Here is a 12,557-nt window from a genome sequence, read left to right as displayed (position 1 = left end):
GGGGCCCTTCCTTACACCTCAGCGGTCGGCGGCGGGGAGGTACTCCCGCTCGGCGGCGCCGGTGTAGATCTGCCGCGGGCGGCCGATCTTGGTCTCCGGGTCGTTGATCATCTCGCGCCACTGGGCGATCCAGCCCGGCAGCCGACCCAGCGCGAACAGCACCGTGAACATCTTGGTCGGGAAGCCCATGGCCTTGTAGATGAGGCCGGTGTAGAAGTCCACGTTCGGGTAGAGCCGGCGGGAGACGAAGAAGTCGTCGGCGAGCGCGATCTCCTCCAGCTGCATCGCGAGGTCCAGCAGCGGGTCGGGCTTGGCCATCCGGCCGAGCACGTCCTGGGCGGCCTTCTTCACGATCGCGGCGCGCGGGTCGTAGTTCTTGTAGACCCGGTGGCCGAAGCCCATCAGCTTGACGCCGTCCTGCTTGTCCTTCACCTTCTGCACGAAGGTGCGGACGTCGCCGCCGTCGGCCTGGATCTTCTGGAGCATCTCCAGCACGGCCTGGTTGGCGCCACCGTGCAGCGGGCCGAACAGCGCGTTCACGCCGGCCGAGACCGAGGCGAACAGGTTGGCGTTGCTGGAGCCCACCAGCCGCACGGTGGAGGTGGAGCAGTTCTGCTCGTGGTCGGCGTGCAGGATGAACAGCATGTCCAGCACCCGGGCGACCACCGGGTCGACCTCGTACGGCTCGGCCGGCACGCCGAAGGTCATCCGCAGGAAGTTCTCGACGTAACCCAGCGAGTTGTCCGGGTAGAGCAGCGGCTGGCCGATCGACTTCTTGTACGCGTACGAGGCGATGGTGGGCACCTTCGCCATCAGGCGCACCGTGGACATCTCCACGTGCTCGGAGTCGAACGGGTCCAGGCTGTCCTGGTAGAAGGTCGAGATGGCGCTGACGGCCGAGGAGAGCACGGCCATCGGGTGCGCCTCACGGGGGAAGCCGTCGAAGAAGCGGCGCATCTCCTCGTGCAGCAGCGAGTGCCGGCGGATCCGCTCGCTGAACTCGGTCAGCTGGGTCTGGCTCGGCAGCTCGCCGTAGATCAGCAGGTAGGAGACCTCCAGGAAGGAGGACTTCTCGGCCAGCTGGTCGATGGGGTAGCCGCGGTACCGCAGGATGCCCGCGTCACCGTCGATGTAGGTGATCGCGGACGAGCAGGACGCGGTGTTGACGAAACCGGGGTCGTACGTGGTCATCCCGGTTTCCTTGAGCAGCTTGCTCACCCCGATACCGGCGGGCCCCTCGACCGCGGACTGCACCGGCATCGACAGCTGCCCACCGGGGTGGTCGAGCTTGACTTCCGTCATCTGTTCCTCGCTTCGCCGGCAAGATCTTCGTTGAATTGCCTTCGCTTCTACCGTAATCACGGTGGGGCGGACAACGCTCGGCATGGTTTCGGGGTGAGGTATGCGTCACCTGATTCCCGACTTGCCGGGTCGGAAACCGGGTGGGAGCGCTGCCGGTCAGGACAGGGTGAGCCGACGCAGCTTCCCGTCGGCCTGCACCCGGTAGAGCTCGAGCCGGTTGGCGCCGGCGGCGAACAGCCGGTCGTCGGGGAGGAACGCGGCGAACCGCCGGCCGCCGGCGTCCGGCGGTACCACCGGCACCACCGCGCCGACCGTGCCGTTGACGGCGACCGCCAGCCGGGTGCCGTCCGGCACGGACGGGGGCACGGTCCCCCAGACCAGCGCCGGCAGCCCACCCCGCGCCGGGTCGACCGCGCCGAACGCGGCGAGGTTGGCCACCGTGGCGGAGCCGCCGGTCGGCACGGCGCCGACCCGGGTGCCGACCAGCGGGTCGGTGGCGGGCAGCGGCACGGGCGCGGGCACCCCGCCGGTGATCGTGACCGGTTGACCGGGCCGGTCGTAGAAGCGTTTGTCGGCGCGCTCGCGCGGGGTCGCCCTCGCCGAACGGCCGTCCATCGACCAGGGGACCCGCAGGTGGGTCTCGTCGGCGATGGTCGGCAGCAGGTCGACGTGTTCCCAGTTGCGGTCGTCGACCCGGCCGGTCCGCTGGCCCGGCTCCTTGACGAACATCGGCACCCAGGCCACCTGGTTCGCGGCGTGGTCGATGGCGTCCATGCCGCGTCCCTGCCAGTCCTGGCGGAAGCTCACCCCGTGGTCGGCGGTGACCATGACCAGCGCCTTGTCGTACAGGCCGGTGGCGCGCAGCGTCCGCAGCGTCTCGCCGATCAGCCGGTCGGTGTAGCCGAGCTGGGCCAGGTGCCGGGCCCGGGCCAGGTCGACCCAGCCGGCGCCGTCGTTGGGCAGGTCCTCCGGCGCGTCGTAGCGCGCCCCGGAGGGCAGGTACGTCCACGGCGTGTGCGGCATGAGCAGGTGCAGGAAGTGCAGCGTGGGCCGGTCGGCGGGGCGCAGGCCGGCCAGGAACGCGGTGAACCGGGCGGGCTGGTTGTCGTCGAGGGTGTCCCAGCGGAACTTCGGGTCGTCGGGCACCGGCTCGGCGGCGTCCAGGCCGACCTCGGCCGCGGTCTGTTCGCGGTAGGAGTCCTCCGGGTCGACGCGGCTGTCCACCGGCGCGGCGAGCTGGCGCAGCAGTTTCCCGCTCTCTCGGGTCAGCACGCCGAGCCCCTGTTCCGGGGTGATCGCCTGTTCGCACCGGCTGGGCGGACAGAGCCGGGTGATGCTCTCCTCGGCCTTGATCTGGTAGAGGCCGCCGAGCGCGGTGAACAGGTTGTCCGGGTACTGCGAGTAGTGCGGCGCCGCTCCCCGCTCGGGGTAGCGCCCGGTGAGCATCGCCGGCAGCGCGTACGGCGTCCAGCCGCTGACCCCGGTGGCGTTGCGGTACCAGGTCGACCCGGCGGCCAGCGCGGCGAAGTTGGGGTAGCGTGCGGCGTCGATCCGCCCGTCGGGGCCGAGCAGAGACACCAGCGGAAGCTCGTCCAGCACGATCATGACCACCGGCGGGTGGGCGCCGGCGCCGGCGGTCCCGGCCGCGCCGGCCTCGCCCCGGGGCAGCACCACCGCCGAGGCCGGCGACGCGAACAGGAACAGCCCGACGAAGACCACCGGGCCGAGCGCGGCCACCCGCAGCATCCGGCGCAGCGCCCGCCACCGCCGGTGGGCGGCCGCCGCGGCGGCCCCGACCAGGCCGGCCACGACCAGCAGGGGTACGCCGCGCAGCGACGTGACGTGCCGGCCGACCTGGACCGCCAACGCGGCGAGCAGCAGTCCCACGATCACGGTGTGCACCACGGCGCGGGTGATCCGCCCGGCGAGCAGGGACAGCGCGCCGAGCGCCGCGAACGGCAGCGTCGGCACCAGCGCGATCAGGGCGACCAGCAGCAGCACGTCGCCGCGCGCGGCGCGGTGGAACAGGAAGAAGTCGGGGCTGCGGCCGAGCACGTCCAGCAGCGGCTGGGTGACCACGAGCCCGACCAGTGCCACCACCTCCGCCAGCCGCGCCGCCTCGGCCCGCCAGCCGGCCCGCCGCCGGGGCCGGTCGGTGTCGGGCGGGCGCTCCCGCGGTGGCGCGAGGACGTCCTCAGCCACCCACCACCACCTGGTAGAGCGTGCGGGTGCCGGACGGCAGCTCGGTGCGGGCGACCACCCGCCCCCGACGGGCCAGCAGCGCCTCGAAGGTGTCCCGCCGGTAGTCGGGGAAGAGTCCGTCCGGCTTGTTGGCCAGCAGGCGGCGGGCCATCGGGTCCTCCGGGTGGACGAACTCCACCACCAGGGCGCCGCCGGTCGCGGTGTACGCGGTGAGCTGGTCCAGCACCTCCGGCAGCGGGACGTTGCGGCCGATCGCCAGGTGGTGCACCACGGCCAGGGCGAGCACCACGTCGGCGCGGGCCCGGTCGGCGAACGCGGCCCGTTCGACGCCGCGCCAGCCACCGCCGGGCGACGGGTCGGCCAGGTCCAGCACCAGCGGCAGGATGCGCTGCTCCCCCTCGTCGCGCAGCGCGCGGTAGAGCGCGTCGACCACGACCGGGTCCTGCTCGACCGCGACCACGTGCGCGGCGTGCCGGGCGGCGATGCGGGCGTACCGGCCGTCGTTGGCGCCCAGGTCCAGCACCGTGCCGGGGCCGGTGGCGGCGACGGCCCGGTCGACGAAGGTCTCCTTGGCCTGCCGGTCCGGCACCGAGTACGCGCAGGTGCGCTGGTAGTCCGTCCAGTGGCTGTCGCCGGGCCGGTGGTCGAGCCGGCGGACCAGCTTCGTCAGCCCGCGTACGGTGGCCCGGGCCAGTTCCCGGGAGAAGCCGGCGTCGCGCAGCTGGGCGCGGACGTCGCTGGTGCTGGCGGCGGAGTTGCGGGCCTGCATCGCGCCGTGCAGGTGCACGTGGGTGGGCACGCCGGCCCGGAAGCGGCGGGTCCCGGCGAACAACCGGCGCATCTGGTCCGGCTCGATCCCGTCGACGCGGGCCCGCAGGAACGGCTGGAAGTCCAGGCCGAGGTGGGCCTGGACGAGCAGGGGGTAGAGCAGCGTCTGGCAGAACTGCCGGTAGCCGGCCCAGGGCTCGCCGTCGCGCAGCGCCTCGAAGGAGCCGACGTCGATGAAGACCGGCCGGGCGCCGCGCCACTGCACGTTGTAGGCCGAGCCGTCCTTGGTGGTGAAGCCGGCGTCCAGCGCGGCGCCCAGCACGTCCAGGTGCAGCAGCGCCGCGTCGCGCAGCATCGCGTACGACCACTCGTAGGGGTGCGACACGAACGGGATCCGCTCGTGTCGCAGCACCGCGGCCCAGGGCGCGTCGACCGGTGTCGGGGTCAGCTCCTCGGTGCCGACGACCTGGCCGGTGGCGGTGAGGTTCCGGAAGAAGTCGGCGGCGGACAGGGCGCGCCAGTCGCGGGCGGAGCGCTCGTCGAGGCCGCGCAGCACCTCGTCGCCCCGGTGGAAGACGCGGTTGCCGGGGTCGCGGAACGAGCCGGGCTCGACGCGTACGCCGGTGTCGGGGATCGTCACGCCGCTCAGCCCTGGTCGGTGGGCTGACGGCGGAAGCGGGACACCAGGCGGCGCCAGTAGAGCTTGGCGGCCACGGCCACCCCGGCCACCCCGCCGACCACCGCCTGCACGATGAGACTGCCGGATCCCGCGTCCAGGTAGGCCAGGTGCGTCACGGCTGCTTTCCTTCCCTCGCCGGTCATCGGAGCGCAGCCCGGTATGCGAGCTTTGTTGCTCTAAGCCGGACTTGTCACTCACGGTACGCCCTGCGATCCGGACGCGCGGGCACACCGGTGACTCGTCCCCCGTCCGATCCGTTCAAGACCGGAGGGCCCGCACGGCCTAGCGTGGCGGCCATGACACCGCAGTTCGATCTCGTCGGGACGGTCGTCACCGACATGGCCCGCACGCTCGACTTCTACCGCCGGCTGGGGCTGCCGATCCCACCCGGCGCCGACACGGAACCCCACGTGGAGGTCACGCTGCCCTCCGGCGTACGACTGGCGTGGGACACCGTGGAGACGGTCCGCGGCTTCCACCCGCGCTTCGTCCCGGCCACCGGCAGCCCGCGGATGAACCTGGCCTTCCGCTGCGCGGACCCCGCGGAGGTGGACCGCTGGTACGCCGAGCTGACCGCCGCCGGCCACCACGGGGAGCTGCCGCCGTGGGACGCCTTCTGGGGCCAGCGGTACGCGGTCCTGCACGACCCGGACGGCAACGGCGTGGACCTGTTCGCGCGGCTGTCCGCCGACTGACCAGCCGCCCGGCGCCGGGGTCGGGCCCGGCCACCCGCGCGGGTCAGCCGCCGAGCAGGCGCGTCGGGGGCACGCCGGCGAACTCCCGGACGTCGCGGGTGAGGTGGGCCTGGTCGGCGTACCCGGTCCGGGCGGCGACCTCGGCGAGCGGCGCGCCGGCGTGGGCCAGGTCGAGCGCGCGACGCATCCGCAGGATCCGGGCGAGCGTCTTCGGGCCGTACCCGAACAGGGCCAGGCTGCGCCGGTGCAGGGCCCGCGCCCCGAGGCCGACCTCGGCGGCCGTCGCGGCGACCGTCGCCCCCGCGGCCAGCCGGGCGGCCACCCGGGCGCCGAGCGGGTCGGGGCCCCCGGCGGCCGCCAGCCGGGCCCGGGCGACCTCGGCCAGGACCACCGCTCCGGCGTCCGACCAGCCGGCGCCGGCCGATGCCGCCTCCTCGACCCGCGCGGCCAGGACCTCCGCGTGCCGCCCCCAGAGGTCGGCGAGCGGGACGCGGAGGTCGCGCAGTTCCTCCGCCGGCACTCCGAACACGGACGGGCCCGTGCCCGGCGGCAGGCGCAGCCCGATCCACCGCTCCCCCGGCCACGACCGGGACAGGTGGGCGGTCCGGTCGGGGCCGGCGACCAGCAGGCCGGCCCGGCTGGACCAGAGCAGATCCACGCACCCGTCCGGCAGCACCCGCGTCGGCCCCGCGCCGTCCGACACGCTCGCCCACCGCACCGCGCCCCGGATCCGCTCCTCGGCCCGCTCCCGGTACATGCCTCCACCCTGCCACCCCCGGCGGCGGGTCGCGACGGTCAGGGCCGGTGGTGCATCGCCAGGCGGAGCAGCAGGAACCGCAGCGCGGTCGCGGCGAGGTTGGCCGCCACCAGGACGACCAGCTCGACCGCGCGCGGTGGCGCCGTGAGCGCGTGCAGGACCGCCAGCGCGCCGCTGGTCAGGGCCAGGCCGAGGACGAACGCGAGCAGCCCCTGGAGGTGGTGCCGGCCGGCGTGCCGGCGGCCGGTGACGCCGAAGGTGAGGCGCCGGTTGGCCGCCGTGTTGGCCACCGCGGTGAGCAGCAGCGCGAGCAGGTTCGCCGGTTGCGCCCCGAGCGGTCCGCGGGCCACCACGAAGATCACCAGGTACGCCACCGTGCTGGCCACCCCGACCGCCGCGAAGCGGGCGAGCTGGCCGGGCAGCCCCACCGGCACCTGGGCCGGCGGCGCGGACAGCGGGGCCCGGCCGAGCTGGGCGCGCAGCCGGGGCAGGGGCAGCGCGCCGGTGAGCAGCGCGTGGGCCAGCCGCCCGATCCCGCGCAGGTCGGCCAGCGCGGTGGCGACGATGTCGACCCGGCTGTCCGGGTCGTCCACCCAGTCCACCGGCACCTCGTGGATCCGCAGCCCGGCGCGCTGGGCCAGGACCAGCAGTTCGGTGTCGAAGAACCAACCGGTGTCCCGTACCAGCGGCAGCAGCTCGGCCGCCACGTCGGCGCGGATCGCCTTGAACCCGCACTGCGCGTCGGAGAAGCGCACCGCGAGCGTGCCGCGCAGCAGCAGGTTGTAGCCCCGGGAGATCACCTCCCGCTTCGCGCCCCGGACCACCCGGCTGGTCCGCGCCAGCCGGGTGCCGATGGCCAGGTCGGAGTGGCCCGAGATGAGCGGCGCGACCAGCGGCAGCAACGCGGCCAGGTCGGTGGAGAGGTCCACGTCCATGTACGCGAGCACCGGCGCCGGCGAGGCGGACCAGGCGGCGCGCAGCGCCCGCCCCCGCCCCTTGGCCGCCAGGTGCACCACCTCCACCCCGGGCAGTTCGGCGGCGAGCGCCTCGGCGACCGCCCGGGTGCCGTCCAGGCTGGCGTTGTCGGCCACCGTGACCCGGAACGGGTACGGGAAGTGCGCGGTCAGGTGCGCGTGCAGCCGCCGGACGCAGGGGCCGAGGTCGGCCTCCTCGTTGTAGACCGGGACCACCACGTCCAGCACCGCACCCTCGGCGGTGGGCCGGGCCCGTACGGCGGCCCGGGGCTCCTGCGTGAAGGTCATCGCTCAGCCCTGCCTTCCGCTGCTCAGGTCGTAGACGGTCACACCGTCGACGGTGGTGGCGGTGAAGGTCTGCGCGACCCAGGCGGCGATCTGGCCCGAGGCGTCGCTGCCGCCGTCGGCCCGGAACCCGCCACCGCCGATGAAGTAGTGGACGCGTCCGTCGGCGACGTACCGCTGGAACTGGGCCAGCGTCGGCGACGGGTCACTGCCGTTGAAGCCGCCGATGGGCATCACCGGCTCACCGGTGGCGAGCTGGTAGCCGGAGGCGTTGTTCGAGCCGACCGTGGCGGCCACCCAGGTGTAGTCGTCCGCGTCGGCCGTCAGCAACGCCGTCATCTCGGCGCTCGGCTCGCGGGCGTCGAGCAGCCCGCCCATGCCGCCGCCGCGCTGCCCCCGGCTCCCGCCGTTCTGGCCGGTGGCGCCGTCCTGGCCGCCCGGCATGGCCGGCAGTTGGCCGCCGCCCGGGAAACCCGGGACGGCGCCGGTCCCGTTCGACCCGCCGTCCTGCCCGCCCGGGAAGCCGGGGAACGCGCCGGTGCCGCCGCCCGGAAAGCCCGGGAACTGGCCGTTGCCGCCACCCGGAAAGCCCGGGAACTCTCCGCTGCCTCCGCCCGGCATCCGCCCACCGGGGAAGCCTCCCCGACCGCCGGGCCCGAAGCCGCCCGCCACGGCCGGACCGGCACTCGGGATCGAACCGGTGTGCGGGGTGGCCGCCGTCTGCAGCGCGTACGCCGCCGGCCCGGCCAACCCCACCGCCAGCCCGACCCCCACCACCACCGCGCCGAGCCACCGTCCCGCGCGCCCCCCGCGCCAGGCCGGGGTGATCAAGGAGTTCGCGTCGGCTCCGGCCCCGCCGCCCGACGCCAACTCCTTGGTCACGGGGGCGGGGGTGGTGCGTGGGAGGAGGGAGAGCAGGAGAAGGAGCGCCGCCACGGTCAGGCCGGTAGCCAGCACGGTGGTGCGCAGCCAGGGGTACCACTCGGGGCTGCGCCCGAGCAGGTGCGACGACCACCAGGCGGTGACTGCCAGCGTGCCGGACAGCAGCAACGTGGCGACCGGACCGCGCCACCGGCCGGCGAACGTGGCCGCCGGTCGACGCCGCCGCACGGGTCCCGCCGGGGCCGAGCCGCCGTCCGCCGGCGCCACGCCCGCGGGCGGAACCGGGCCGGTCGACGCCACGCCCGCCGGCGGAACCGGGCCGGTCGGCGCGACACCCGCCGGGGCGGGAACCGGTGCGGTCCGGGCGGCCCGCCACAGCAGGGTGGCCCCGATGCCGACGAGCGCACCGACGGCCGGGGCGAGGGCGACGGTGTAGTAGGCGTGGAAGATCCCGGACATGAAGCTGAAGATCAGCCCGGTGACCAGCAGCCAGCCGCCCCAGAGCAGCAGGCCGGCCCGGGTCCGGTCGGTGCGCGGCGCCCGCCCGGCCAGCCAGAGGCCGGCGACCAGCAGGATCAACGCGGCCGGGAGCAGCCAGGAGATCTGACCGCCGACCTCGGTGTCGAACATCCGCAGCAGACCCGCCTGGCCGGAGAACGGTCCGCCGCCCCCGCCGCCCGGCCGCGCTCCCCCACCGACGCTGCCCACCTCGTCACCGGTGATCCGGCCCAGTCCGTTGTAGCCGAGCGTCAGCTCCAGGATGCTGTTGTGCTGCGAGCCACCGATGTACGGACGGGCGCTCGCCGGCACCAGCTCCACGATCGCCACCCACCAGCCGGCGGAGACCACCACGGCCAGCCCGGCCAGCAGCAGGTGCCGGATCCGCCGGCCGGGCCCGGTCGGCGCGGCCAGCAGGTAGACCCCGGCGAAGACCGGGATCACCAGGAACGCCTGGAGCATCTTGGTCAGGAAGCCGAGACCGACGAGCGTCCCGGTCAGCGCGAGCCACCGGGCGCTCGCCGACTCCACCGCCCGCACCGTCGCGTAGGCGGCGGCGACCAGCAGAAACACCAGCAGCGCGTCCGGGTTGTTGAACCGGAACATCAGCGTGGCCACCGGGGTGAGCGCGAGCACCGCGCCGGCGAGCAGACCGGCCGCCGGGCCGTACCAGCGGCGGACCGCCGCGTACAGCACCGCGACCGAGGCGACGCCGAGCAGCGCCTGCGGCACGAGAATCGACCAGCTGGTCAATCCGAAGACCCGCACGGAGAGCGCCATCAGCCACAGTGACGCGGGGGTCTTGTCCACGGTGATGGAGTTGGCCGCGTCCGAGGAGCCGTAGAAGAACGCCTCCCAGCTCTGCGAGCCGGCCTGCACGGCGGCCGAGTAGAACGCGTTGCCCCAGCCGGAGGCACCCAGCCCCCACAGATAGAGCAACCCGGTCGCGGCCAGCAGGCCGAGCAGCGCCGGGCGGGCCCAGCGCGGGTCGCGACCGGGCGGGTCCGCCGGGGGCGGCGTCGGCTCCGGTACGCGCGTGGCGCCCGGCGGGTACGCGGGCGGCGCGGCGGCGGCTTCGGTCGCGGGCGGGCCGGCGGTCTGCGCGGTCTGCGCGGTCAGCAGGCTCTCGGATCTGTCCATGCCGGCAAGCCTCGGAGAGCGCGCTGACCCGCCCCCGTGAGCGGCCTATGCGTCGGCTGTGGATCCCGGCAGCCGGACGGTGAACGCGGTGCGGCCGGGGTGGCTGTCCACCTCGACCCGCCCGTGGTGGGCCTCCACCACGGCGGCGACGATGGCCAGGCCCAGCCCGGTGCTGCCGTGGGCCCGCGAGCGGGAGCCGTCGCCGCGGGCGAACCGCTCGAAGACCTCCGGTTGCAGTTCCTGCGGGATGCCCGGCCCGTCGTCGACCACGCGCAGCTCCACCCCGTCCGACACCGGGGCGAGGCGGGTGGCGACGGTGGTGCCGGGCGGGGTGTGCACCCGGGCGTTGGCGAGCAGGTTCGCCAGCACCTGGTGCAGCCGGTGGGCGTCGCCGGTGACGGTCAACGGCTCGTCGGGCAGGTCGAGCTGCCACCGGTGCTCGGGGCCGGCCACGTGCGCGTCGCTGACCGCGTTCACCGCCATGGCGGTGAGGTCGACCGGCTCGGCGCCGAGCGGGCGGCCCGAGTCCAGCCGGGCGAGCAGCAGCAGGTCGTCGACGAGGCTGGTCATCCGGGTGCTCTCCGACTCGACCCGGCGCAACGCGTGCGCCACGTCCGGCGGCACCTCCTGCCGTCCGCGTCGGGCCACCTCGGCGTAGCCCCGGATGGCGGCGAGCGGCGTGCGCAGCTCGTGGCTGGCGTCGGCGACGAACTGGCGTACCCGCGTCTCGCTGGCCTGCCGGGCGGCGAGCGCGGCGGCGACGTGGCCGAGCATCCGGTTGAGCGCGCCGCCCACCTGCCCGACCTCGGTGCGGGGGTCGGTGTCGGCGGCCGGCACCCGCACCGACAGGGCCACCTCGCCCCGGTCCAGCGGCAGCTCGGTGACCCGGGCGGCGGTGGCGGCGACCCGGTTCAGCGGGCGCAGCGTGCCCCGGACGATGAGCGCGCCCAAGCCACCGGCGATGACCAGCCCGGCGCCGATCACCCCGGCCTGCGCCACCACCATCCACATCACGGTGTCCTGGACCTGGGCCAGCGGGATGGCCAGGACCAGCACGTCGCCGTCGCCACGCGGGGAGTTCACCGCGATCGCCCGGTAGTCCCCCCGCTCGCCGACGTCGACGGTGCGGGGACGCTCGGTGGGTGGCAACGCGGCGAGCGCGGCCAGGTCGGCGGCGGACACCGCCTCGGCGCCGCCGCTCTCGAGCCGGACCTGCCCGGCGGGCTCGCCGGACGCCGGCACCCGCACCGCGATCGAGCCCGGCGGGAAACCGCCCGGTGGCGGTGGCGCCCCCTCCGGGCCGGACGGGACGGGTCGTCCCGACTGGTCCGGCCGGTACGGGTCGGGGCGACCGGCCCAGCGTTCCAGGTCGGCCGGGCGGCGGTCGCCGAAGGTGAGCTGGTTGTCGATCTGGCCGATCAGGAAGTGCCGCAGGGCGACCGTGGTCAGGCCGCCGATGCCGACGCTGACCAGGGCCAGCAGCGCCACCACGGACAGCACCAGCCGCCGGCGCAGCGACCAGCCGGCCAGCCGCCGGCGCAGCCGTGCGCCCCGGTCACTCCGCGGGTTTGAGGACATAGCCGGCCCCGCGCAACGTGTGGATCATGGGCGCCCGGCCGGCGTCGATCTTCTTGCGCAGGTACGAGACGTACAGCTCGACCACGTTGGCCTGGCCGCCGAAGTCGTAGTTCCAGACCCGGTCGAGGATCTGCGCCTTGCTGAGCACCCGGCGCGGGTTGCGCATCAGGTAGCGCAGCAGTTCGAACTCGGTCGCGGTGAGCGTGATCAGGTCGTCGCCGCGACGGACCTCGTGGCTGTCCTCGTCGAGGCTGAGGTCGCCGACGGTGAGCACCGCCTCCTCCCGGGCGGCGACCGCGAACCCGGTGCGGCGCAGCAGGGCGCGCAGCCGGGCGATCACCTCCTCCAGGCTGAACGGCTTGGTCACGTAGTCGTCGCCGCCGACGGTGAGCCCGGCGATCCGCTCCTCCACCGCGTCGCGGGCGGTCAGGAAGAGCACCGGCACGCTGGGCGACTGCTCGCGCAGCCGGCGCAGCACCTGGAAGCCGTCGAGGTCGGGCAGCATCACGTCGAGCACCACGGCGTCCGGCCGGAACTGCCGGGCCGCGGTGACCGCCGCCATCCCGCTGCCGGCGGTGGTGACCTGCCAGCCCTCGTAGCGCAGGGCCATGGAGAGCAGGTCGGTGAGGGTCGGCTCGTCGTCGACCACCAGCACCCGCACCGGCTCGCCGTCCGGTCGGCGCAGCTCGATCCGACCCTGGGCGGCCTGCCCGTTCATGACCATGCTCCCCATCGTGGGCGCACCCGCTGTACCGGGGCTGTCCCGATCCTGTGTACCAGCTGTGCGGGGCGCGCGG

The 12,557-nt window shown here is 74.8% G+C and carries 10 protein-coding genes; 1 reads left to right on the top strand and 9 read right to left on the bottom strand.

The genetic code is table 11. The features are described from left to right. Positions 1 to 18 precede the first annotated feature (18 nt). The 4 genes from O7600_RS01930 to O7600_RS01915 form a co-directional block, all read right to left on the bottom strand. A complete protein-coding gene (locus tag O7600_RS01930; protein ID WP_281591994.1) occupies positions 19 to 1,302 on the bottom strand; it encodes a citrate synthase in 1,284 nt (427 codons plus the stop codon). Positions 1,303 to 1,458: 156 nt separating this feature from the next. Next, complete coding sequence (locus tag O7600_RS01925; RefSeq protein WP_281591993.1) at positions 1,459 to 3,504, bottom strand: sulfatase-like hydrolase/transferase; 2,046 nt, start codon at positions 3,502 to 3,504, stop codon at positions 1,459 to 1,461. Continuing rightward, positions 3,497 to 4,912 (bottom strand): methyltransferase domain-containing protein, encoded by a 1,416-nt coding sequence (locus O7600_RS01920; RefSeq protein ID WP_281591992.1) that lies wholly within the window; start codon positions 4,910 to 4,912, stop codon positions 3,497 to 3,499. The genes O7600_RS01925 and O7600_RS01920 overlap by 8 nt, the downstream gene beginning before the upstream one ends. 5 nt (positions 4,913 to 4,917) lie before the next feature. Then, positions 4,918 to 5,067 carry a hypothetical protein gene (locus O7600_RS01915; protein WP_172967795.1) on the bottom strand — a complete coding sequence of 50 codons (150 nt, stop codon included), beginning with the start codon at positions 5,065 to 5,067 and terminating at the stop codon, positions 4,918 to 4,920. Between the two features lie 180 nt (positions 5,068 to 5,247). Here O7600_RS01915 and O7600_RS01910 point away from each other — a divergent pair, with 180 nt between their 5' ends. Next, a complete protein-coding gene (locus O7600_RS01910; RefSeq protein WP_281591991.1) occupies positions 5,248 to 5,646 on the top strand; it encodes a VOC family protein in 399 nt (132 codons plus the stop codon). Positions 5,647 to 5,689: 43 nt separating this feature from the next. On the opposite strand, the gene O7600_RS01905 is transcribed toward O7600_RS01910, so the two are convergent. Genes O7600_RS01905 through O7600_RS01885 form a run of 5 tightly spaced genes read right to left on the bottom strand, consistent with a single transcriptional unit; the run spans position 5,690 to position 12,493 of the window. Further along, a complete protein-coding gene (locus O7600_RS01905; protein ID WP_281591990.1) occupies positions 5,690 to 6,403 on the bottom strand; it encodes a helix-turn-helix domain-containing protein in 714 nt (237 codons plus the stop codon). A gap of 38 nt (positions 6,404 to 6,441) precedes the next feature. Continuing rightward, positions 6,442 to 7,665 carry a glycosyltransferase gene (locus O7600_RS01900; protein WP_281591989.1) on the bottom strand — a complete coding sequence of 408 codons (1,224 nt, stop codon included), beginning with the start codon at positions 7,663 to 7,665 and terminating at the stop codon, positions 6,442 to 6,444. Between the two features lie 3 nt (positions 7,666 to 7,668). Next, positions 7,669 to 10,182 carry a glycosyltransferase family 39 protein gene (locus O7600_RS01895; RefSeq protein ID WP_281591988.1) on the bottom strand — a complete coding sequence of 838 codons (2,514 nt, stop codon included), beginning with the start codon at positions 10,180 to 10,182 and terminating at the stop codon, positions 7,669 to 7,671. 45 nt (positions 10,183 to 10,227) lie between these two features. Beyond that, entirely contained in the window at positions 10,228 to 11,760 is a 1,533-nt protein-coding gene (locus O7600_RS01890) for a HAMP domain-containing sensor histidine kinase (RefSeq protein ID WP_281591987.1), read from the bottom strand. Further along, on the bottom strand, positions 11,738 to 12,493 hold the full coding sequence (locus tag O7600_RS01885) for a response regulator transcription factor (protein ID WP_281591986.1): 756 nt from the start codon (positions 12,491 to 12,493) through the stop codon (positions 11,738 to 11,740). The genes O7600_RS01890 and O7600_RS01885 overlap by 23 nt, the downstream gene beginning before the upstream one ends. Positions 12,494 to 12,557: the final 64 nt, after the last annotated feature.

The organism is Micromonospora sp. WMMA1998, from assembly GCF_027497375.1.
GTDB classification, from domain to species: domain Bacteria; phylum Actinomycetota; class Actinomycetes; order Mycobacteriales; family Micromonosporaceae; genus Micromonospora; species Micromonospora sediminicola.
The sequence above is the reverse complement of the archived record's forward strand: the minus strand, read 5'-3'. Positions and strand labels throughout refer to the sequence as shown.